The organism is Bacillus cereus group sp. MG9 (assembly GCF_040459995.1).
Classification (GTDB): Bacteria; Bacillota; Bacilli; order Bacillales; family Bacillaceae_G; genus Bacillus_A; species Bacillus_A mycoides.
In genome coordinates this window covers 2,451,821-2,475,261 of sequence record NZ_JARVHC010000001.1, presented here as the reverse complement: position 1 = coordinate 2,475,261, position 23,441 = coordinate 2,451,821, and the positions used below count along the sequence as shown (strand labels likewise).

The following is a 23,441-nucleotide window of genomic DNA, read 5'->3' as shown; positions in this document are numbered from 1 at the left end:
CATAAACACATTTAGTTTATTTATTAACCTGATATGGGGCTAAATTAAGCAAATTAATTCTATTTTGTAACATTATGTAGTAAAGAGTTTATAAAAAACCAATAAAGATTCACAAAAAATCCAAATATCGATTACTTATTTTTTTACAACCACACCCCACACGATAACTACATTATTAAGCAGGTTTCATGATTTATTACATTCTCTCGCCACCTGACAAAATCAGATCAAAAACATATCCCTGCATATTATCGATTAGTTCAACCACATCTGGATTTTTATCGTTGCTCAGCGACCAATTGATTGACACCATTGCGTTTGCTGTATACAACTGAGCTACAAAGTCAATCGGCACACTTACTTCAACCTGCTGCTCTTTCAAATAGGAATAGCAAGCATTATATAAAATGGATTCTAATTCTAAACGTAAATCCGCTGAGGGAACACGTACATGGAGTAAAGTTGCAATCTCTTTTTTTCGCGCTGAGATCTTATCGGTTATCATATTAATAGCTTGAGCCACATTTCCATTCTCTATTAATGCGAAACGAAATTCAATTTCTTCCTTGAACCAGCAGACATAATTTCGCACTAATTTTTCCAAAAGATCATATTTATCTGCAAAATGGCTGTAAAATGTGGACTTACTCACCATAGCATGTATGCAAATATCTTTAGTTGTAATTCGCCCAAACTCTTTTTCGTTCAAGAGGGTAATAAGTGTATTAGAAATATTTTTCTTCGTTTTATAAACGCGAACATCCTCTCCCATTAATAATCAATCTCCTTCCCAAAGTTGCTTATCAAACCATTTATATCCTTATGGTTCGATTTCGTACTTCTTACCCTTTCCTGCTTGTTGTTTCTTTAATATACTTCTCTTATCCTTACCTTGTAGGCAAATATAAGGAGGGATTTTATGTTTAAACAGTATGTAAACAACGAACAGTTCAATTTGCAAATTAACCGTTTTTTCAACGATTTCTATCAAGACGATGAGCGGGCAAATCAGGATTTGCAAGCCATCATCCCAAGACTTACAGACACGGACAGCTGGTATAACACTTGGATAGAATATGCAGCAATGCGGGAGCATCAGAAAGACTTCGATCTAGCTTCGATTTATTATCAGGCTGCCGAGTTTTATATGGAATCATCCGATCCAAAAAAAGAAAAAGTGTACCAAAAATACCGTGAAACTTTTTATAAGGGCTTTCATGACTTTGAGTATGAAACCTTTCAAATTCCTTATGAAGATTCCTATCTTCCTGCAATCAAATTCATGACACCAGGCGCATGTAATACACTACTTTTCTTTGGAGGCTACGATTCCTACATGGAGGAAATGATGAAGATGATGAACTACCTCATAGGAATCAATTATAATATTATAGTTTTTGATGGACCTGGACAAGGAACAGCACTGAAAAACGGCTTAAAATTCATCCACAACTGGGAGAAGCCCGTTTCCACAGTCATTGACTATTTCAAACTTGACCGTGTTAGTATTCTCGGAGCTTCTTGGGGCGGCTACTTGGCAATGCGTGCCGCCGCTTTTGAAAAACGAATCGACAAAGTCATCGCCTTTAATATTTTTTATAGTGGCCTTGATGCACTCAAGATGCGCATGCCGGATAATATCTGGAATAAATTGACCACGCTTCTGGCTACTAATGAAGCTGACAAAATTAATACCATGTTTAAACAAATGATGGCCACCAGCATCGACCTGAACTGGAAAGTTAAAAAAGGTATGGAAAATACAGGTGAAAAAACGCCATTTAGCTTACTTAAAAACTTTGAAAAACATACGATGGCAGGAATCGGTCAGTTCATAAATCAAGAAGTATTGCTCCTGGCTGGTGAAGACGATCAGTACGTTCCAATTAGCCGATTACCGCAAATCGAATCGGAGCTATGTAATGCAGCCTCCATCACTTCTGTAGTTTTCACTAAGAAAACTGGTGGTGAACAACATTGTCAGGCTGGTCATCGTCACTTAGCTTTTGATGAAATTAAAAGATTTTTGCGACATAACTTCTAGTGAATAATATCAAGCATTTTAGCACTTTCAAAATTTTTCATATACTAACACATTAGAACATGGTGACTATCGTGACACTCCTCAAAAAAACTGATATTTTGTCATAAAAGAAATCCCCCACTTATTTGTGGGGGGATTATTCTGTGCTTTACTTATAATGATATGTGTGAAGTTTTGTTTATTTACAAACCTAAAATCCCTACAATCTGACTCGCCTTTAAATTAGTAATATAATTGTACATCTCTAAGCCTTTTCTTTCAGCCTTTAGCACCTTGCCTCTCATTTTCGATAAATGTTGGGAAACAGTAGATTGTGGAATTTTTAAAAGTTCCGTCAATTGTGTAACATTACATTTTTTATACTGAATTAACTCGTTTATAATTTGCAATCGAATTGGATGTGCCATTATTTTTAACATATCTACATCCTCTTCAGTTATTACACTCTTTTTCATTTCACTTTTATACATTGTCATAGGAAATTCTCCTTTATTATCCGTGCATTTCCGCACGTCTTTTAATTAGAAGTATATTCTAAAATTATTACGGTTTAATATTCTTACTTTTTGGTATATTGAAGTTTATATTTTCAAAATAATATAATTCCAGAAACGCCTTACACACATATTGTAAAATTCCAATATGTGATTCATATGAACTTAATATACGGTTTAAATGAATCTTATATAATGAATCTCACTTCACTATGGAGACACTGTTGAAACTTTACTTCAATAACTCTGTAGGAAACTTATAAACAACTAAAAAAGGACACACCTATAGCATATGTATGCGTAGGTGTGTCCTTTTCTAAGATAAATTTTAGAGTATTAACTTCTTTTTATCCCATCGTATAAGATAACTATTTAAATTTCAAAATATATAGTATAGAATAGGAACATTCGCTATATTTATGTATGAAAGGATTTTCGGAAATGGACTTGTTGCAAATCAAGAAAATGGAAAATTTAATTTGGACTATTGAACATAGTAGTGACCTCTCAAAAAGGTTTTACATAATAAAATTTTTTGATAGAGAAAATACAATTAAGCCAATTGAAACATTAGAATTTGGAAATAGAAATATCGAAAAATTTGAATGGGTGTTTATTAATATATTTCCAAGGGTAGTAACAACTTATGTCCCTTCCACTGGAAGGAAACCTGATGAATCATTAATAGATACAACTAGAGAAAACAGTAAAGAATCACTTATTTTACAAGGAATACGAACCTACACCAAGTTTTGGTCATGTTAACCCCCACCCTTCTATAGCAGCAAATATAATTTTGCATAAAATGTGTTTTTTTGAGTTAAGGTGAATTCTATATGTAAATTCTTCTGAGAGTTTCATTCACATTGTATTGTTCGTTATTTGAAGAACAAGGAGTTTTTTATTATATACGATATATCAATTTTTAAAATGTATGCTTATACTTATTTTTTTAGGCATTTTATTCTCTTAAGAGCATCCACGCAAATACATGCTCTTAAGAAAATAAAAGTAGTACGCATGAGATTGAATGAATATTAAATAAAACACTTTGGATCTGGAACTTACCTTACACTTTGTTTTATATACATAAAAGAAGAGTAGAATATCCTTTTTTATTTTTAGATTTGCCTACTAACACTTCAAACAATCTATCAGGACGTTAAGTAGTGAATAGTTCAATTTAAGGGGATTGTTTTAGTCTCTACTAATTTAGCAGAAAATTCAGTTCCACATTTAACCTTTCTAAATTCTAGATGATTAAATCCTTGATTAGCGCCTCATCGGTTGAATCAAAAAGGGTATGCACTTTAATACACCTAGTCCAACAAACGTAAATATTACTCCTACCAAATCTAACAAAAAAATTTGAGTAGCCCCCTATTTATTGCACTAATTATAACTAGAGCTAGCCCTTTCCTTTTCTTTAAATTCCTACTTTAACTAGACCATACGGACGTTAAGTGATATGAGTTCATTTTATAATGGGGGGAATTTTCACCTTTTCTAAACAACTTATTATATTATTTTTATCTAATAAGGCACAGAAACAAATTAAAAAACTTTAGTGCTCCTGAGAAAAAATCTCTTGAGGAAAAACGTTTTTAGGGTGAAACGTTTTTCAGGGTACTTTTATACTGACTCTTTTCCTTAAAATGTTTCTGTACCTAATATTTAAATTAACTTATGTCAAAATATTTCGCAATACAAGTGCTAAATGCTACATGGATATATAGAAAATGACACTTTTTATCACCATACCCCCTCAAATACTTATATTAAATATAGAAAAGTCACCTTACTATTATTAAATTTGTTAAATTAAATAATGAAAATGGAGAATACTAACTTTATAATTGTCACAATTTAATATATATATCTACTCTTTTATTACTCGTAAAAATCATTTGATAATTCCTTCAATATTAATTTATGAAATGCAGAGACCATCTAAAGCAACAATTTTCTTACATTAGATTATTTTTCTATTTAATTTATTTTGTCGAAAAAAGTCGATATTTTTATATTTTTTTCATTTAATTATTGTACATTTGCACATTTAATGTTAGGATTATGCCTATTCAAATTAGATCCTATTGATTCCTCTTTAAGATTTCTTTATTTTATTTGTGAAAATTAGTTACTTTCTAGTAAATTCCCAGCAATAATACAGCAAACTACACTAATAATAATTCTAAAATTATATTTTCACCTCGTAAATTCATAAAAAGGAATTTAAGTCAAACTATATTTTCTATCTGTGTATATTCATTCTTTATTCAAACATGATTAATTATAAGTTCTAACTCGTTAATCAAATTTAAATAACAATTTTGATTCTAAAATAAGTTCAAAATCAAAATAAATATATTGTTATTTCAAAATAATGTTGTAAACTATCTTTAGAATGGAAAGATTTATGTAACAGCATGTTAAGGGGTTACAGGGGGAATAAAAATGAGAAATTTTTTCGATGACAGGTATAAAAATATTGAATTAAAAAGGAGACTATTAAATATAATTAGTGAAATTAGTGAATTAAAAGGAAAATTAGCTGCTTATCAGGAACAAAATCCTGATATATTTACTAGCTTAGAAAAAACCATACCACTTCATTACATAAAAAACTTTACTACTACCTATGAAGATATAAAAGTCCCTAATAAAAGATTGAAAGAACTTATTTTAGATGATATAGTACCTCAAAATATTTCGGAAGATGCTATCTTTTGTTTTTATCAAACACTTACTTTTGTACATAAGAATTCCTGTGATTTATTAATCAATCCAGAGACTATACAGGAATTACATTTTCAATTAATACATTACATTACCTCTGACAGTGCCAAATGGCGCGAAAAACCGTTTACTATTCCAGGTATTCCTGAAAACGGAATGCACTTAAATAGTTACCGCATTCTTCCACATGAGCTTATTCCACAAGTAATGGAACAATTATGTGATCAATATAACTCATTAAATTCTAGTAAGGGCCATCATTCACTTTTATTAATAGCTCGTTTTATATTTAATTTTTATTGCATAGTCCCTTTTAATCAGGGTAACGGCAGATTGGCACTTATGTTAATGCAATTGCTATTAATTAAGAGTGGAAATACATTTGTAAAATATGTATGTCTGGATAAATACATTAAGAAAAATGAATCTGAATATTACAATTCGATTTATAAATCTTCGGTAAATTGGTACTGCGAGGAACATAATAGTAGCTTTTGGTTAAAAACGTTTTTAACTATTATATTAGAGGCGTACAAAGATCTTCATAATACAGTTCTAGATTCTATATGTAAGCATACTAAAGTGGAGAGAATTCAGGATTTTATCCTTAAACAAAAACAACCCTTTACTAAGGAGTGTATTCGTAACACATATCCAGACATAGCAGAGAGTACAATCAGTAAGGCTTTAAATTCCTTGCAATTGTTTGGCCATATTAAGCTAGTGACAAAAGGAAGAAATGCTAGTTGGATTAAAGTTTAACTATACTTGTAAAACACTTACAGTTCAAAAAAGAAAATTATAACTTTATCATTTAAATTCATGCCTTTGGACTCTTATTCATTGAATTTCCCTTTAATATATTAAGCTATTATTACTAATTTAGTTATTTCTAATTCCTACAAAACGTTTTATAGGAATATTTGTCGAAAAAAGTCGCATTTTAATATTTTTTCTTTATTTTCTGGTTGTAAACGTTTCATTTTCGTGTTACCATCTTAATCAAACAATAGATGGTAATAAAAATGAAAATATTTCTTTCCCTTAGAAACATATAAACGTACGGTCATATCAAGAAAATAAGGCCAAAGAAATATTTGATACCTATCCAAATTACCAATAGGAATTTTGCCGCATTAACTTTCTGTTATTTCAGAATAAAACTTCACATTTTGTCCCTAAACAAAATTTGTTAGCGTGCAAAATTCAAATACACTAAAACACCCAAATAAATGAAATGTCCTTTTTTATTGAGCATTGAGGTATGAAAAAATAATTCTTCCTACAAAATTCAGCTGAGTAACATAAAGACATCTAAATTACTACCTTTATCGCCATCTATTGTTGACAACATATTTACCAACTATTAAAAAGAACCTATCAAGGGTTCTTTTTTATTATAATCATTCAAATTTCACTTCTATCTTGATACTTAGATTTCTACACAAATTACATCTACTTTTTTACTCTCAATTATTGAATTTATAATATAGTACTTCAATTTTAGTTATTCTTGATCTCAATCCGTTTAAATTAGTGAATAAAATTCAAACATATAAAAATAATAACTACAACTAATCGTTATATATTAAAGAGGTGTCAATTTTGTCCTTAAATGAAAAGACCCTAGAAACAAAGACAGATAAAACCATTGAAAAAATCCAAACAAGTAACTTAAAAGAACTTAAAAATACATTAGATAACATCTTTGATATTAGTGCAGATTTGATTGAACATCCTTTGCAATTAAAAACAAACACGAATATTTTACTATATTATTTTGAAGGCCTTACAGATGGTGTTGCATTAAAAGGAAATGTTGTTACACCATTATTACAAGAAGTGAATGAAGACAGTCAAATATTTAATTCTAATATTATTGCTACTCATACCAAAATAGTATATACGTGGAATGAAATTAAAGAAGGATTACTTGAGGGACAATGTGTACTGTTTATGGAAGGAGAAAAGAGGTCCCTTCTAATAAATACAAAAGGCTGGGCAGAAAGAGCGATTCAAGAACCCATTTCAGAAGTTACTATTAAAGGCTCACATGATGGGTTTATTGAGAATGCCACAAAAAACATAGGCTTAATTCGTCGATATATTCCTTCTACTGAATTGAAAATTAAAAAAATGACAATTGGAGAACGCGCCACTTCTTTAGTCTATTTAATTTACTTAGGGGATGTAGCAAACGAAGATGTGGTCCAAGAAATAGAAACTAGAATCTGTAAAATTAAAACGGATGCGGTATTGAGCATTGGAGAACTATCTAATTTTACAAAGGATCAAAATTGGACTCCTTTTCCACAGGCTTATTTAAGTGAACGCCCAGATGCCATTTCTAATCATATACTTGATGGAAAAGTAGCAGTGTTAATTGATAGATCTCCTGGTGCGATGATTGTCCCAATGAATTTAATTGGATTTTTTCAGACTCCAGATGATTATAATATACATTGGCTCATTGCATCATTTTTTCGCTTATTACGATTTGCAGGATTTATTATAGCTATTTTTTTACCCGCAATTTATATTGCTATAGTCTCTTTTCACTTTGAAATCATTCCTTTAGATCTATACACTTCTATTGCAACGTCAAGAGTTAAAGTCCCTTTCTCTCCTTTATTGGAAGCTTTTATAATGGAAATCACACTAGAAATGCTACGTGAAGCTGGTATTCGCTTACCACAACCAATTGGACAAACAATTGGAATTGTTGGAGGGATTGTAATTGGGCAGGCGGCTGTTCAAGCTGGTCTTGTGAGTAACGTTATGGTTATTATCGTATCTATTACCGCCATTGCATCATTTATTGTTTCTAATTATGATTTATCAAGTTGTATTCGGCTTATTCGTTTTCCAATGATGTTATTAGCCTATTTTTATGGGATTGTAGGTATTGTTAGTGGATTAATGCTCTTATTTGCTCATTTTGTTTCATTAACTTCCTATGGTTCACCATATGGATTGCCAATTGCACCATTTCGTCTCCAAGAGTTAAAAGATTCTTTTGTAAGATTTCCTATTTCCATGATCACCACCCGCTCGAGTACAGGACAGCCGGAACAAAAAAAGAAAAAAGAAGGTGGTTCGCATGGGGAATCTTAAATTTCAAAACATAACTTTATTTGAATTTATTGTTTTCATCCATTCACTGCAACTTGCATCAGGTATGTTAATTATGCCAAGCCCACTTGCTACTACCGCTGGCACAGATGGCTGGATTTCTATCATTCTGGGATGGATGGTTACTTCTATAATTGGCGTATTTATTGTATTAATGTTACAAAAAAGTCCTAGCAAAAATTTCTCACAGATTTTAAAAACATACTTTGGTAAATGGCTAGGAACAATTTTTCTTCTTTTATATGCCTTTTATCTATTTTTTGCTGGTTTTAATACTTTATTAAAGGCAACTGACATTATAAAAGTGTGGATATTCCCTTCCACTCCTGCTTATCAAATCGCCATATTATTACTATTGCCTTTTATTATTTTATCATTGAGTGGGATAAGGGCTCTTACTAGTTATTCTATGCTTGTTTTCTTCTTCACTGCTTGGATGCCACTATTTCTTCTGTTTTCATTAAAGAGTAACTACAATCCTTTACACCTACTACCTATTTTTAAAGATGGCATATCCCCTATTGTAAAGGCAACAAAAGAAACAATTACCCCTTATGCTGGCTTAGAAATTGCATATTTTATTTATCCGTTCTTACAAAAAAAACAAAAAGCCATAAAAGGAATACTAATAGCGAATACTGGAACCATGTTTTTCTATCTATATGTGACTATTCTTTCTTATATATACTTTAGTCCGGAGGGGATAAAAGACGTAATTTGGCCAGTATTTCATTTGTTAAAAGGGGTTCGTTTTTCATTCATAGAACGATTAGAAATTATATATATCGCTTACTATTTGATTGTATTTTCTACTACAATATATCCGTATTTATTTTTCAGTTTTGAATCTGTGACCATTTTACTTCAAAAAAATGCTCGCAATTGGGTGCTCGTTAGTTTTATGTTTTTAATAGTCGGCTTATTTATTTTTCTAAATCCCGACGTGGATCAATATTTGTTTATATATTCTCTTATGGATATCTTAAATATCATTTTTTTTATTCTATTACCAATCTTTTTTTTCGCATACAGCATTCTTTTCACTTGGTTAACTAGGAGGAAACAACTTTGATTCGAAAATGGATATGGATTGTAACTTGTTGTGTATGTTTAATCGGTTGTAGTCAAAGAATCCCTCTTGAACAGGTTTCATTAATCCTGTTAATCGCCTTAGATAGAACTTCTAATGGAGACATAAAAGTGGGCACAAGCATACCACTCTTTCATCATAAACAGCAAAGAAGTACTATAGAGCAATGGACGCGGGCATCCACTGTATATAATGGATTCAGTAAAATAGATACGAAGTTAACGGGCTATATGACAGCCTCAAAAGCTGAAATCATTTTAATTGGGAAAAAATTGGCCCAAGAAGCAAATTGGATGCAGGAGCTTGATTCTTCTTACCGTGATCCTTACGCTACCATTAATGCTAAAGTAGTACTTGTTGATGGACCTGTAGAAGAAATTTTCACAATTAATAAGCCCGATAAACCATCACTACCATCTTACATAAGTAGTGTAATCGAATCCTCCATTCAAAATAATCAATCCGTTTCTTCCACGATTCAACAATTAATGAGAGAAAAAAATGAAGAAGGAATGACACAAGCTGTTCCAGTTATAAAAAAAGCAAAGAATGAAATCGACACGGTAGGAATTGCACTTTTAGATCGACAAGGTAAATATTTAAGCCGTATCCCTAAAAAAAATGTTAAGTTCTTCAATCTTTTAAATAAGCCCAAAAATAAAGGCCGGATGATACTACACCTTGTGCTTCCACCTAAAAAATCCAGCCAAAAACCAAACACTTCTATATTAATACAGAATGCGACTAGGAAAATAGATGTTAATTTTCAAAAAGGAAAGTTTGTATTTAATTTCGATATAAACGCTAATGTAGCTATAATAGAAAAAACTAACGCACATTTAATTAAGGAGCATTATGATAATAAAAAAAACATACATAATTTAGAAAATGAGGTTCAAAAAGAAATTAATAAGAAATTACAAAATATGTTGTATGAATTACAAAAGAATAAAATTGATCCTATCGGATTATCGTTATATGCTAGAGCTTTTCAATATAACGAGTGGAAAAAAGTAAAAGGAAATTGGTTGCAAGCGTTAGCAGAGGCTAAAATAAATGTAAAGACACACGTCAAAATAAAAGATACAGGGACCATTAGAAATTAAATCACTCTATTCTTGTATTTTATATAATTTCTCCTATGAATTTTCCTTCCTCCAGTATTATTATGTGAAGAGTGATTATACTTGAGGAAGGGTCTTTTGATTTGATTCTAGCCAATAGATTTTTTCTTTTATACTATTCATGATAGGAATACAAGAAAGCGATTCTTTTCACATTAAAAAGAATCGCTTTCCAAGTTCATATTTTCAATTACATTAAATAAAGAATTGAGAGATTATCACCTAAGAGCCTTAACTATCACTTCAGTTGCCTCTGCAATTAGTTGATTATCATAGGCAGCCTCTTTTTCATCTTTACTAGATAAAATTGCGATGATAATGGGTGCTCTATTTGGCGGCCAAACGATAGCAATATCATTGCGTGTCCCATAACTTCCAGCTCCTGATTTATCTCCAACTATCCAGTCAGTTGGTACGCCTGCACGAATAAGTTTGTCTCCTGTAGCATTTCCTTTCATCCACTCTGTAAGAACTTTACGTTTATCAGCTGGAAGTGCATTTCCGACCGTAAAAGCTTTAAGATTCGTAGCAATGGCTTTCGCTGTACTAGTGTCACGAATGTCTCCTGGAGTAGCTTCGTTTAACTCTGGCTCAAAGCGATCAGCCATAGTAACCCGATCACCCATCTGTCTAAGTGCTTTTTCATATCCTTTAGGTCCGCCTATTTTATTAAATAAAATGTTCCCGGCGGTATTATCACTGGAACGAACAGCCGCCTCTGCAATTTCCCCAAGTTTCATGCCTGTATCTACATGTTTCTCTGTAATGGGTGAATATTCCACCAAGTCGTCTTTCGTATAAGTGATAACTTCATTTAATTTCTCAGTTGAGTTTTGCTGTAGCAATACTCCTGCCGCTAATGCCTTGTAGGTTGATGCAAAGGCAAATCTTTCGTTAGGTCGATAAGCAATTGTTCGATTTGTACCAGTATCAATAGCATACACACCTAATCGAGCATCAAATTTTTTCTCAAGTTGAGAGAATTCTTTATACGTCGCATGATTTTTATGTTTAACTGGTCCGGTCTTTTCTTTCGCTTCAACTTGCAATGCCCCTCCTGTAAAAGCTTCTAGGCTTGTAAGACTTAAACCTAATATACCAACACATAAACCTATTTTTAGCATCCTCTTGTTTTTCAAAATCATCATTCCTTTCAAATTTTCAATACTGAAAACAAGTAGTAAATTCAATACACTGTATCCTATTTGAAAACCTGTTTTTATACGTACACATAATAGACCATCTAAGAAACAAGTTTGTTCCATAAATTTAAAACCTTTTTAACTAGTAGCCAAGATATTAACAAAAGTAAGAGATAGCAACTATGATAGCCGCTATCTCTTATTTCAAATTTTCCTTTTTCTTTAACTTATAAAGGCTTTTATATAAACAGGGTCTCTTCCCCTGAGAAAAGTGCACAAATTTTACTATCTTTGATTCGAACTATCTGTACTAGCAGCTTCACCATGTATACGTTGCTTTTTTAAATCAAAGTATACATCTAAAATTTCCTTTCCAATTATAGAATTAATTCCATTTTTATCATCATGAAGCCATGGGACTACTACAGAAAATGCTACTTCTGGATTATCATATGGAGCATATCCAACTAATGTTAAGTTATAACATTCCATACGTTCTCCTTTTGCATTTCTACCAATTGGATCATCTCCACCATATACAGTTTGAGCTGTCCCTGTCTTTCCTGCTGGTTTATATGGCGCATTTTTGAAATACTTCACGCCAGTTCCATCACCTTCTTGGAATACCCATCTAAAGCCTTCTTTTATCCGATCAATATGTTCTTTCTTCATATCAACTCGATTTAATACGACAGGCTCTATAGAGCGTATAACTTTACCGACCTCTTCTTCTTTTATTGATTGCTCTCGTATTTCTTGTACAATTTGGGGTTGCATTCTATATCCACCATTTGCAATAGTTGAAATATATTGTGCCAATTGCAATGGCGTATACGTATCATACTGACCGATAGAAAAATCTAGTAAAAACCCAGGTTGACTATCTACTTTTCTCGTTTGCCCAATTATTTCATTCGGTAAATCAATACCGGTTGGTACCCCTAAACCAAATTGTTTAAAATAATAACGCATTTTATCAAATGCTTCTTGTTTAATATCCAATGAACCATTCGGTACGTAATTAACTCCCGCAATTTTTAAAGCTGTCTGGAACATGTATACATTCGAAGATACTTGTAAAGCTCGTAAATCATTAATATTACCAAATCCGGATACATTCCATGATTTCTTGGCTTGTGTACCTTTAAATTTCATCGGTGCATCATAAAATTGATCTCCTGGCTGTATTGCCCCTGTCTCATATCCAGTTAATAACGTTGCGCCTTTTACAGCTGATCCTAGCTCATACGAAGTTGTCATGTTACCTAATGCCAAATCCTCAATCTCTATTTTCCCTTCTTTTTCTACAATCTTTTTGCCTGCCATAGATAAAATCTGTCCGTTATTTGGATTTGTCATGACGACAAACGCTCGGTCCAACAATGGCTCTGAACTCTTAAAAGCTCTCAAATTTTTCTCTATACTTTCTTCCACTTTCTTTTGTAATTCCATATCAATCGTTAATGTTAAACTACTACCACTTTTTCCTTTAGAGATTATTTCTGTGTTTATAATGTTTCCTGATTTATCAGTAATGTTTTTCACTTCTTCTTTTGTGCCGTGTAATACATCTTCATATCGTTGTTCAATATAACTTTTTCCTACACGATCATTACGGTTATATCCACGTACCAAATAAGAATCTAAGTTTTCTTTCGGTAATCCTTCTTCACTACTTGTAATATTACCTAACACGGAACGAAATAAATTACCATTTACATAATTACGTTCCCAATCAACTGTTGTATCTACTCCTGGAAACTCCGCAAGTTTTTCACTTATCCGCGCATATTCTTGATCTGTCACATCTTTTTTTATAATTTGTGGTGTCAGTTGATAACCTGAACTCATTTTACTTTTAATAGCTAACACCTTTAAATCTTGTGCTGTTAATTCTGCCAATTCTACTTCTGTAACGCGACTTCGTCTTAAGTCTTGAATTTTTTTGTCTAGTTCTTTTCCCTCTATTCCCTTTTCTTTAAACTTTCCTATGTCGTTTTTAGTAATCTTTGATTCCGCACGTTTCGTATTCAATTGCATCCAGAAATCTTTTTTATCGATATCGGTTAATTTATTTATATCTTGCTCAGGCATTTCAAGTACCTTCGCCAAGTCTTTTGCTGTTTTTAAAATATCTTCACTCGTAATCCCCTTCACCCTTGTATACGTAATTGTGCGAAGAGATTTATTATTAACGACCGTTTTCCCTTCTCGATCTAGAATCTGTCCACGTGGAACTGGTATACTAGTTGTTTCATTTTGACTGTTTTCCACTTGGTTCTTATAAGCCTCTCCCTCAACGATTTGTACTTTTCCTAGCTGCATAATAATAGCTGAGAATAGTACAAATATGCAAAGGAACATTATATTCAATCGAATAGATATATATGTCTTCTGTTTCTTTACTTTTTGTTCTTTCATAAATCCTCCATATAATTCTTCAGGAAATCCTCACTAATACTTAGTAAATAAATATACTAAAAGCGTTCCCTATATATTAGAAACCACTATTCAGTTATAATAGTGTCTTATCTTTTTTGTTAAATCCTTGTAAGCATCCATTCCTTTTGGTTTAGCCGTGTAATTGATAAATCTCCCTTCCTGTTTTTTCTCTATTTTTTTGTCGCCTGCATTAGAAATGCTAAACTGTATAATGACTCATATTAAACTTACACATAGACTTACTATTAACATGTACTTTTTTTCATACTGATTGTTCCTTTCTTCATGCTGTAATACTTAATAGACAATCTAAATCATAAAGTTGTTCCACATTTACAAAAAAAATAATTAACTATAAGATGGAATAGGCTACATAAGGGAGGGTTATATGTTACATACGAAAAGATGGAGATTTTTTGCGGTTCTTTCTATTGTAAGTGTGCTTTTACTAATTTTATTAAAAATCAACTTCATTTCAATTACTATCGCAACTTCTTCAGCTGAAAGAGGAAAAATTCTGGATCAAAATGGTGTAATACTAGCTACAAATAAGAAAGTTAAGTCTCTATATTGCACTTCTAATGATGAAAAACTATCGAATAAAGATACATCAAACACATTAGCTTTTTTCAATCAATTTTCAAACGAGTTTCAACATGACATTTCTACAGAGGACATAAAATCTCAATTACAACAATCCTGTAATAAGCAGACTATGAATGAAATATCCTTATACTCTGATATAAATGAAAATGAAATTTCATTCATAAACAAGAATAAACCTAAAAATGTAGTGATCAAAGACGAATTCATTCGATATTATCCAAAGAACGAAATTGCTTCACAAGTAATTGGGTATGTAGAAAATGACCTTAATTCTAAGTATGTACCTGTTGGTAAAAGTGGGATTGAGTTTCAATATGAAAATGATTTAAAAGGAAAACCCGGAAAAACTCTGATTTTTAAAATGAATAATAAAAAGTTCTTATGGAACATTCAAAAAGTACAAAAAGGAAAAGATGTCCGGCTAGCTTTAGACTCTAAATTGCAGCAAAAAACAGAGGAAGCACTAAGATCTCAAATTAAGAAAGTACCTGATGCTAATGCTGGTTATGCAGTAGTAACCGATGTAAAAACTGGCGCAATATTAACTATGGCCAATTCGGCAGTTTTTGATCCAAATATATTAAATACACATGTATCATCTAAAAAAGAAAACATTAAATCCCTTTCGCAAAATAAAGCAATTCAAAAATTAAAGTATGGTGAATCTTATGTAAATATGGCCTCTACTATAAAGCCACTTACTATTTTAATCGGATTAAACGAAAAGCTTTTTCAACCTGAGGATACATATTTGGATAATGGTAGTTTTCAGTATGATAATCAAAATAACATCACCAATGCTCCTGGAACACCAACAGGTGAAATTACACCGAGTCAAGCTATCATTAATTCATCAAATACATTTATGACAGCAAAAGTAGCTCTCCCCTTATTCAACCGAAATAATGGGAATATAGAAAAAGTAGCAAATATATGGACAGATTATTTAAAGCAATTTGGCCTCCGCTCTAAAACTGGTATTGATTTACCCTTTGAAGAAGACGGAGAATATGAATTTCATCCATCTAATAAGTTTGAAAATGGAATCTCTGCTTTATTAAATGCATCTTGGGGAGGAAATGAAGTACACACCCCTCTTCAACTTGCTCAATATGCAGCAACTTTGGCAAGTAAAGGTGATAAATATAAACCTCAAATCGTAAGTGCTATTATTGGTCAAGACGATAAGGAAACAAAAAAGTTTAAACCACTCTTAGAAAGTTCAAATCGTTATCCTATGAAATTTTGGAGTGTCGTGCAAGGTGGGATGAGTCAAAATATAGAGGAGATTAAAAACTTGCCCTTTCATGTCGCGGGTAAAACAGGGATAACTGGCTCTCCGAACGAGCAAGAAAGAATGATAAATCATTCTCTTTTCATTGCATATGCTCCTACCGAAGATCCAAAAATTGCTATTTCTGTCGTTATTCCTGGTAGTAATTCAGAAAAAAATATTGCTGCTCTCGTTACATCAGAAATTTTAGAGTGCTGGAATTCACTTCAAAAAGAGGATAAAGATAAAGAGGAAGGTTCATTAAAGTGAACCTTCCTCTTTTACCAAATAGAATCTATATTCGTTATTCCCCATATGCCTTCATCATTCTTTTCAAATATGAAAGAATATTTAATATCAGTTAAAACATACTCTTTTTGTACATATCCAGTATAACCGTTAATTGTCGATATTTTTATATATCCATCATTCTGTGCTTTTTCTGGAATCAAAGCTTTTACCATTTCATTAGATACTTCATATAAAACTTGTGATTCTCGTTTTGGTTCAGCTAAAATTTTCGTTTTATTTCCAGTAACAGTTGCATATATAAAATGCGATTGCTTTGGTTGGTTACTTTCTGTCAATCCACTTGGTACTTTGTATACTTTCTTTGTATCATTTGCAAATTCTCCCCCCATTGTAAGAGCGACTTGCAACTCATGAAAAATATCCTCATCAAACTTCAATTCATCCTTCTGATAAATTTTCCCTTTAAATAGAACTTCATCATTTAACGCTCTATACAGGTCATTTTCATTTTTTGAATTTGTACTTCGATATAACTCATTCATAAATTGTTTTAATGATGGATCTTGAGCAGACTCATCTTTTGTTTTAGGCTTAATTTGAGTACTACTTTGTACCGGTGATTTATTATCATCAAGCCAAGGTTGTTGAACAATAAAAAATAACATTGTACAAACCAAAACAACTACAATAGGCAATGCTTTTTTACGAAATGGTCTCTTGTATGGTACAGAGTCTACTTCACTATTTTGGTATATCGATTGCTTTATTTTATAAATAAATGCTTCTTCATCTTTACGACGCTCCATTGGTCCATTTTTTAATTTGCTATACCAGTCAGGATTTTTTTTACTGTTCATCACTTCTACCCTCCCCTATTAATTTTGAAACTTTACTTCTTGCTCTGCTTAACCTAGATTTGACTGTTCCAATGGATACACCTAATGTTTCAGCCATTTCTTCATAAGATAATTCATATTTCGCGTCCAATATTAGTATTTCGCGGTGTTTTTTAGGTAGTTTTAATACAACATCCCACACATCATTCATTTCCTCTTGATTAAAAAATTCTTGTTCTGCCGATGGAGATTGCTTATCGTCGCTAAAAAATCCCACTAAAGATATCCTTTTAAAATAAGAGGATTTCAAATAGTTTATTGCCGTATTTCTTGTAATTTTTAATATCCACGTTTTAATAGATGACTCCTTTCGAAACGAATTCCAATGTTTAAAAACCTTAATAAATACATCTTGTGTGATGTCATCTGATAAGTGTGGATCTTTCGTAATAATAAATGAATAATTCCATACATCTTGCCAATAGTCTTTTATAACATAGTCAAGCTCATCATGATTACATTTTTCAATAAACTTCTGTTCCATTTCCACACCTCAAACTTATTTGAATAAACATAAAGCTGCCCTCACTTTTAATATGGTTTCAATATATAGACATGATACAAGTTTCATTTGTTCCATTGTTTATCTTTTTTTTCGATAGATGATATTTCTTAAAAAAATGTAATAAAAAAGACCAGGATAAATTCTTAAAATCATCCTGGTTTTTCTGTATTAAATATATTTTCATTATTTTTTTATAATAGAAACCGCATCTAATACATCCACTTGACTCCCCATAGTTTTAGTGAGTTTTTTCCATTCAGTTTCTGCTTGTACAGCCGTAACATCATCTGTGTTATATGGTCTATCTTCACCATACGATTTATTGAAATGAAGGATTTCCATTGATGTTTCATTTACAGGAATTTGATTGAAAGTAGTATTGTCAACAATTACAATCAGCTCCTCATAATCTGAATTACGATAGTGACCGAACCAAATATCGCTAGCATACTGGGCTTCTATTTTCTTTTCATTAATTGTTAATTCCTTAATTTTTTTATTTTTCTTACTAGCCAATAATACAGCTTTACCTTTTGGAGCTGAAGGTAATGACTTTATTGGATCTGAACTCCATACTTCATTATCATTATCTGATTCTCTCAACACACCTATCTCAACCATCTTCTCTGCAGTTTTTCGTTCCATAATTAATAGTTGTTTACCGCCAGTTTCTGCTTTTTTCACTTTATATAAAGTGTTGGTCTTAATTTCACTTTTATGTTGACTTACTATTTCTTTTAATGATTGTTCTTCCCCAATCAATAAAGCGGCATTCCTTGGTTCTTCTTTCTTTCCAAAAGAACAAGCCCCTAACATAGAAATTGATACAACTCCTGCCATACACACTTTCATTACTTTTTTCATTTCTTTTTCTCCTCTTTGCTTGTTTTATCAATACGTTACATGATTTTTTTATATAACCGTTGTAAATAACGCCAACGGACAGTGAAAAAGTACACACTTTGAATGGATATAAAGGCTAGTATAATTAAAATGGACATCTTTAAAACAGAGAAGTCAATTAGCTGTTGCAAGGCTATAAAAGCGACACCACTATGAATAATCGCTATAATTAAAGGCAAGAAGAACATTAACGTAAGCTGACGCGTTACGATTTTCTTTAGCTCTCTTCTACTTAGACCGACCTTCGCAATCATTTCATATTGTTGTTGTTCCCTTTCTAAATCTGCATATAGCCTGAAATATAATAGGCTGGCTGCGAACGTAAAGAATACGATCCCTACTAATACACTGACAATAAGTAAAATACCGTTCTCTTGTTTCGAAAAAATCCATTCAGAATACAATGCTTTAAAATAATGATGTGCTTGCACCGAATTATTATTACCCATTGTTGCTTCTAATTTTTTTGTAACCACTCTTGATTTCTCCCAATTTTCCACTACAAATCCATATTGACTTTTCATTACGTAAGAATCATCTTCTGTCTTTCTATTCGGGATTGTATCGTACAAAGAATCCGAAACAACAATAATAGCTCCAATTGTATTTGGGAGAACTATATATGGGACTGCCTTCTTGACCCCAAGGGACATCTCTAAGTTTTCCTGTACTACATCTATTTTCTCGGGTATATCTTTTCCTCTTGCATACTTTTCTTTTTGCGAAATTATTGAGGGTACTATAATCGCTTCTTGATCATTATCTATCTTTTCCATTTCATACCCGAAGATTTTTGCAAACTTGTTATACTCTGATACTTTGATTAGCACTAAATTATTTTCCGTGAATTTAGGATTCGTAACCGCTACCTGATAAGAGAAATTTGAGCGAGTAAGTTGTTTTTTTATTTCTGTAATGTGCTCTTCTTCTTGTGCATTTTCTCCTAACGAAGTATATGTAAATGCAAATGGGTTGGTCATTTCGGTTAATCCCTTATTTCCCATTGCTAGGCATGTACCAATCCCTGTGAAGGCCACAGCGGAAACAATCGCTAGCATAAAGAACATAGTTGCATTATCCTTCATACGATAGGCCAATTCAGATATAGTAAGAAGGTTTGTTTTATTAAAAAACAAAGTGTCTTTTTTCTTTAAGACACTTATTACATACACGCTCAACTGTGAAAATAGAAAATATGTCCCTATCACTACAAAGACTACCCCTCCAAGTAAGTAAGGCATAATGAAGTTTCTTTCTAGTACGAAATAGAACACACATCCATACCCTAACCCAATTAATAATACGGAAAGGAATGCTAATGCTTTTGATGCCTTTGGCTCTGGTTTTGGCTTTTCCTCTGATTTCATCAAATCAATTAACTTGTTTGCTTTTACCATTTTAGAAGTAAACAACGAAATGACTAGAAACAGAATCAAAAATGCGCCAGTTGTCGTAAAGACAGCTTTTATAGGAACGTAAAAAGGAAGACCCTTATCAATCGCTAATATATTTTCACTTGCCAATAAATTGAGCTTTGAAAATATCAAACCAATTAAGATACCAAATGTAATTGAAGCGACTCCAATTAACATATTTTCTAAAAAAATTAATTTATTTAACTGCGCCGGTGTCATACCATGCATGATTAAAATTCCAAATTCTTTTTTTCTTGTTTTTAAAAAAGAACTCACCGAATATAAAAGAAAGAAGAATGAAAATACAAAAATGAGATATTGAGAGATTTGCATCCCCATTGTTCCTAAAAGGCTCATTGTTTTACTTGTGGAGGCTAGTTCTCCTTGTAAATCAGGATGAAAAAGTAAGAGTGAATATGTGAAAAAAACCATAACTGAAAATGAGCTACTTAGAAAGTGTGCAGCATAATTCCGCTTACTTCGAATGATACTATTAAAAGCGAATCTTTGAAAAGTCATGCTTACGACCTCCTAGTAATGCAAGTACATCTATAATTTTTTGATAAAACATTTGTTGGTTTTCTCCGTTATAAATTTCGTTATATAATTTTCCATCTTTAATAAATACAACGCGATCACAAAAACTTGCAGCCACTGGATCGTGCGTAACAAGCATCATTGTTGCATCTTGTTCTTTATTTAATCGTTTTAATAACTCCATTACATCATTAGCCGCTTTTGAATCTAAGTTTCCTGTCGGCTCATCTGCAAGTAATAATTTAGGTTTATGAATTAGAGCACGTGCAATTGCTGTTCTTTGTGCTTGTCCGCCCGATATTTCATATGTTCGTTTATTTAATATATCTTGAATGCCTAATTTTTCTGCAATACCTTCTACACGCTGATTCATATCCTCAACTTTAGTACCATCTAACGTCAGAGGAAGAACAATATTTTCTTTTACAGTTAATGTTGTAAGAAGATTGAATGCTTGAAACACAAAACCTAATTCACGTCTTCGAAATAATGCCAGTTCATTTTGAGATAATTGATATGGATTTTCTCCATTAATCAATATTTCTCCTGATGTGGGAGAATCAATAGTAGAAACCATGTTCAACAAAGTAGTTTTTCCACTTCCTGATGGTCCCATTATTCCTACAAACTCTCCTTTTTTCACACTCAAATTAATGTCGGCGAGCGCTTCATAAGATACCTTTCCTGTATAGATTTTACTCAGTTCACAGACCTTTAATATTTCCATATCGTTTTGCTCCTTTTTATCTTTTAATAACCTAAGTTTATCTAAGCGTCCCTTCTTCTCATATCGATTAACCTTTCATATATCTAACAGGTCTGTAATATTTCTGAAAAGTCAGACTAAATACCATTCTAACGATTTTCATAAGGGAAAATAATACAGATTGTTGTTCCTTTTCCTACTTCCGACTTTATTTCAATATCATGTTCCAATCTTTTTATAATATTTTTCACAAGATATAATCCCATCCCAGTAGATTCCTTAAATTTCCGACCGTTTATTCCCGTATAAAATGGGCGGAATACTCTCGGGAGGTCTTCTTTTGGGATTCCCACACCATGATCGTGTATTTCAAGGATTACTGAGCGCTCTTCTTCTAATGTAGTAATAGTAACGTTTTTTCTACTTCCTGCTGAATACTTAATGGCATTGGATATCACTTGATGAATAACAAACCGAAGCCACTTTCTATCGGTTTCTACCATAATAGTTTGTTTTACTTTTACTTCTGGATAAACATAGATACGGATAAACAGACGTTTATTTTCACGGATTACTTCTTGAACGATTTCCTGTAACGAAACTCTTTCCACATAAAAATCTTGCTCAAACGTTTGTAATCGCGCCATATATAAGACCATTTCTAATCCGTACTGCATTTGATCTACTTCTTCCACAATACTTTCAAAAACCTCCCCATTCTCTTCTTGTGTGATCAGTTCAATAACTGATAGGGGCGTTTTCATCTGATGCACCCATTGATTAATAAATGTAAGGTGCTCTTTTTGTTTATATTCCCAAGTCTTTAACTGTTGATGATATTGACTGTATTGTGTCTTTAACACACGCTGAAGTGCTACTGATAATGGAGTGGAATCGAGTTCTTCTAAGGAGTCCTCTAATGTTTCAGAAGGGTTGGATAATTTGTTATAAAATCTACGATGGCTAAAGTAGCGATAAAGTAAAAACGCAATTAAAAAGCATCCTCCTAAAAACACACTATATAACGCAGTAGATAAGTGGTTATATCCATCCAGCCAATAAACAGTTAGAACGACAAATAGCTGAATGATTGAGAAACAGATGAAAGGGATATGTTCACGTAAAAATAAATTCATTATTATACCTCATCATTCTTCCAAGTTATTTTCAAACGATATCCAGCACCACGAACTGTTTCTAATGCATTTTTTATTCCGATTTCCTCTAATTTTTTTCGGACACGTGTAACATTTACACTTAACGTATTATCATCTACATACGTATAGTCATCCCAAAGTTTTTCTAAAATTTTCTCTCGACTAACAATACTAGGAGATTGTCGTAAGAGAGTTTCTAGTAAAACAGTTTCTTTTTTTGACAGTATACACATGCTATCATTTAGCTTTAATTCCATTTTTTCTGGATAAAGTATTAAACCGGATTGCTGAACAACTCTTTCTTCCGCTTTCGGTGCGTATTCTCCGTAAATTCTTCGAAGATGACTTCGGATTTTTGCCATTACAACTTCATAATGAAACGGTTTAGTGATATAATCGTCTGCACCATGTTCAAGTGCCATAACTTGCTCCATCTCTCCACTACGTGCTGATATAAATATAATGGGACAAGTAGAGACCGTTCTAATTTGTCGGCACCAGTAGAAACCATCAAAACTCGGTAAATTTACATCTAATAAAACTAAATCAGGTTGAATTTTTTCAAAGTTAGCCAAAATGTTTTCAAAATCCTCTGTAATATTCCCTTCATACCCGTACTTATTAATATGGGATTGAAGTAGTTTAGAAATTTTTTGGTCATCTTCTACAATCATGATTTTATACATATATTTAGCTCCTTTTATTTATGTATCTATTTATTATCTAGAAATATCTAATTAATACTTTTATCTTTTAGTATAAAGAAATTCCCCTCTTACTTATATTGAATAACCTTACTTCAAACTAACAGCTTTGTAATATTTCTGAAAATAAAGGTAAGTATAATAGCTCTTATTTTTTAAATTTCAATTATCTAATTTAACATTTTAAAATTTGTTGTTTTATAATTTTCAAATAAAAAATAATCGTATTTAATTGTGTAAAAAACACGTAATTAAATACGATTATTAAAATCATAAAATC

General features: G+C 32.0%; 18 protein-coding genes and 1 pseudogene. 8 read left to right on the top strand and 11 right to left on the bottom strand.

Translation table 11 applies throughout. The features are described 5' to 3' along the window. Positions 1–196: 196 nt before the first annotated feature. Positions 197–772, bottom strand: a complete 576-nt coding sequence (locus QCI77_RS12595) for a TetR/AcrR family transcriptional regulator (RefSeq protein ID WP_353824970.1) — start codon at positions 770–772, stop codon at positions 197–199. A 147-nt stretch (positions 773–919) separates the two neighbouring features. Here QCI77_RS12595 and QCI77_RS12590 point away from each other — a divergent pair, with 147 nt between their 5' ends. After that, complete coding sequence (locus QCI77_RS12590) at positions 920–2,044, top strand: alpha/beta fold hydrolase (RefSeq protein ID WP_353824969.1); 1,125 nt, start codon at positions 920–922, stop codon at positions 2,042–2,044. Between the two features lie 182 nt (positions 2,045–2,226). Here the strand turns inward: QCI77_RS12590 and QCI77_RS12585 are convergent, their stop codons facing one another. Further along, positions 2,227–2,520, bottom strand: a complete 294-nt coding sequence (locus QCI77_RS12585; protein ID WP_002141834.1) for an ArsR/SmtB family transcription factor — start codon at positions 2,518–2,520, stop codon at positions 2,227–2,229. Positions 2,521–2,979: 459 nt separating this feature from the next. On the opposite strand from QCI77_RS12585, the gene QCI77_RS12580 reads away from it, so the two are divergent. From QCI77_RS12580 to QCI77_RS12555, 6 genes and pseudogenes are all read left to right on the top strand, one after another. After that, positions 2,980–3,303, top strand: coding sequence for a hypothetical protein (locus QCI77_RS12580; protein WP_002085464.1), 324 nt, complete (start codon positions 2,980–2,982; stop codon positions 3,301–3,303). Between the two features lie 1,692 nt (positions 3,304–4,995). Next, positions 4,996–6,039, top strand: a complete 1,044-nt coding sequence (locus tag QCI77_RS12575) for a Fic family protein (protein ID WP_016091364.1) — start codon at positions 4,996–4,998, stop codon at positions 6,037–6,039. 843 nt (positions 6,040–6,882) lie between these two features. Further along, positions 6,883–8,391 carry a spore germination protein gene (locus QCI77_RS12570; protein ID WP_002085466.1) on the top strand — a complete coding sequence of 503 codons (1,509 nt, stop codon included), beginning with the start codon at positions 6,883–6,885 and terminating at the stop codon, positions 8,389–8,391. Then, complete coding sequence (locus QCI77_RS12565; RefSeq protein ID WP_002127474.1) at positions 8,378–9,481, top strand: GerAB/ArcD/ProY family transporter; 1,104 nt, start codon at positions 8,378–8,380, stop codon at positions 9,479–9,481. The genes QCI77_RS12570 and QCI77_RS12565 overlap by 14 nt, the downstream gene beginning before the upstream one ends. Next, entirely contained in the window at positions 9,478–10,605 is a 1,128-nt protein-coding gene (locus QCI77_RS12560) for a Ger(x)C family spore germination protein (protein ID WP_353824968.1), read from the top strand. The genes QCI77_RS12565 and QCI77_RS12560 overlap by 4 nt, the downstream gene beginning before the upstream one ends. Positions 10,606–10,744: 139 nt before the next feature. Next, positions 10,745–10,822 (top strand): annotated as a pseudogene (locus QCI77_RS12555) (undecaprenyl-diphosphatase); the annotation flags it as partial. Positions 10,823–10,841: 19 nt separating this feature from the next. On the opposite strand, the gene bla reads toward QCI77_RS12555, so the two are convergent. Together bla and QCI77_RS12545 are read right to left on the bottom strand one after the other, a co-directional pair. Beyond that, entirely contained in the window at positions 10,842–11,768 is a 927-nt protein-coding gene (bla, locus tag QCI77_RS12550; protein WP_483298993.1) for a class A beta-lactamase Bla1, read from the bottom strand. A 282-nt stretch (positions 11,769–12,050) separates the two neighbouring features. Next, positions 12,051–14,186 carry a peptidoglycan D,D-transpeptidase FtsI family protein gene (locus tag QCI77_RS12545; protein ID WP_113769438.1) on the bottom strand — a complete coding sequence of 712 codons (2,136 nt, stop codon included), beginning with the start codon at positions 14,184–14,186 and terminating at the stop codon, positions 12,051–12,053. Between the two features lie 409 nt (positions 14,187–14,595). Here QCI77_RS12545 and QCI77_RS12540 point away from each other — a divergent pair, with 409 nt between their 5' ends. Next, a complete protein-coding gene (locus tag QCI77_RS12540) occupies positions 14,596–16,356 on the top strand; it encodes a peptidoglycan D,D-transpeptidase FtsI family protein (protein WP_353824966.1) in 1,761 nt (586 codons plus the stop codon). 11 nt (positions 16,357–16,367) lie between these two features. Here the strand turns inward: QCI77_RS12540 and QCI77_RS12535 are convergent, their stop codons facing one another. The 7 genes from QCI77_RS12535 to QCI77_RS12505 all read right to left on the bottom strand — a co-directional run bounded on the left by QCI77_RS12535 (position 16,368) and on the right by QCI77_RS12505 (position 23,143). Then, the gene (locus QCI77_RS12535; protein WP_113769436.1) at positions 16,368–17,195 is read right to left on the bottom strand and encodes an SH3 domain-containing protein; all 828 of its coding nucleotides are present in this window, start codon (positions 17,193–17,195) and stop codon (positions 16,368–16,370) included. Further along, entirely contained in the window at positions 17,185–17,718 is a 534-nt protein-coding gene (locus QCI77_RS12530) for an RNA polymerase sigma factor (RefSeq protein WP_002127457.1), read from the bottom strand. The genes QCI77_RS12535 and QCI77_RS12530 overlap by 11 nt, the downstream gene beginning before the upstream one ends. Positions 17,719–17,922: 204 nt before the next feature. Continuing rightward, positions 17,923–18,603: a lipoprotein BA_5634 family protein gene (locus QCI77_RS12525; RefSeq protein ID WP_113769435.1), complete on the bottom strand. Its 681-nt coding sequence runs from the start codon at positions 18,601–18,603 to the stop codon at positions 17,923–17,925. A 35-nt stretch (positions 18,604–18,638) separates the two neighbouring features. Continuing rightward, complete coding sequence (locus QCI77_RS12520; RefSeq protein ID WP_353824965.1) at positions 18,639–20,576, bottom strand: FtsX-like permease family protein; 1,938 nt, start codon at positions 20,574–20,576, stop codon at positions 18,639–18,641. Then, positions 20,551–21,321 carry an ABC transporter ATP-binding protein gene (locus QCI77_RS12515; RefSeq protein WP_002017024.1) on the bottom strand — a complete coding sequence of 257 codons (771 nt, stop codon included), beginning with the start codon at positions 21,319–21,321 and terminating at the stop codon, positions 20,551–20,553. Before QCI77_RS12515 ends, QCI77_RS12520 begins: the two co-directional genes overlap by 26 nt. Before the next feature lie 128 nt (positions 21,322–21,449). Continuing rightward, complete coding sequence (locus QCI77_RS12510; RefSeq protein WP_353824964.1) at positions 21,450–22,436, bottom strand: sensor histidine kinase; 987 nt, start codon at positions 22,434–22,436, stop codon at positions 21,450–21,452. A 2-nt stretch (positions 22,437–22,438) separates the two neighbouring features. Beyond that, positions 22,439–23,143 (bottom strand): response regulator transcription factor, encoded by a 705-nt coding sequence (locus QCI77_RS12505; protein ID WP_002085493.1) that lies wholly within the window; start codon positions 23,141–23,143, stop codon positions 22,439–22,441. Between the last annotated feature and the right edge of the window lie 298 nt (positions 23,144–23,441).

Coding starts and splice junctions, on each gene's coding strand:
- QCI77_RS12530 (WP_002127457.1), bottom strand. CDS start 17,718: ATGGAACAGAAGTTTATTGAAAAATGTAATCATGATGAGCTTGACTAT.
- QCI77_RS12585 (WP_002141834.1), bottom strand. CDS start 2,520: ATGACAATGTATAAAAGTGAAATGAAAAAGAGTGTAATAACTGAAGAG.
- QCI77_RS12545 (WP_113769438.1), bottom strand. CDS start 14,186: ATGAAAGAACAAAAAGTAAAGAAACAGAAGACATATATATCTATTCGA.
- QCI77_RS12595 (WP_353824970.1), bottom strand. CDS start 772: ATGGGAGAGGATGTTCGCGTTTATAAAACGAAGAAAAATATTTCTAAT.
- QCI77_RS12575 (WP_016091364.1), top strand. CDS start 4,996: ATGAGAAATTTTTTCGATGACAGGTATAAAAATATTGAATTAAAAAGG.
- QCI77_RS12520 (WP_353824965.1), bottom strand. CDS start 20,576: ATGACTTTTCAAAGATTCGCTTTTAATAGTATCATTCGAAGTAAGCGG.
- QCI77_RS12540 (WP_353824966.1), top strand. CDS start 14,596: ATGTTACATACGAAAAGATGGAGATTTTTTGCGGTTCTTTCTATTGTA.
- QCI77_RS12515 (WP_002017024.1), bottom strand. CDS start 21,321: ATGGAAATATTAAAGGTCTGTGAACTGAGTAAAATCTATACAGGAAAG.
- QCI77_RS12580 (WP_002085464.1), top strand. CDS start 2,980: ATGGACTTGTTGCAAATCAAGAAAATGGAAAATTTAATTTGGACTATT.
- QCI77_RS12535 (WP_113769436.1), bottom strand. CDS start 17,195: ATGAACAGTAAAAAAAATCCTGACTGGTATAGCAAATTAAAAAATGGA.
- QCI77_RS12590 (WP_353824969.1), top strand. CDS start 920: ATGTTTAAACAGTATGTAAACAACGAACAGTTCAATTTGCAAATTAAC.
- QCI77_RS12525 (WP_113769435.1), bottom strand. CDS start 18,603: ATGAAAAAAGTAATGAAAGTGTGTATGGCAGGAGTTGTATCAATTTCT.
- QCI77_RS12565 (WP_002127474.1), top strand. CDS start 8,378: ATGGGGAATCTTAAATTTCAAAACATAACTTTATTTGAATTTATTGTT.
- bla (WP_483298993.1), bottom strand. CDS start 11,768: ATGATTTTGAAAAACAAGAGGATGCTAAAAATAGGTTTATGTGTTGGT.
- QCI77_RS12510 (WP_353824964.1), bottom strand. CDS start 22,436: ATGAATTTATTTTTACGTGAACATATCCCTTTCATCTGTTTCTCAATC.
- QCI77_RS12505 (WP_002085493.1), bottom strand. CDS start 23,143: ATGTATAAAATCATGATTGTAGAAGATGACCAAAAAATTTCTAAACTA.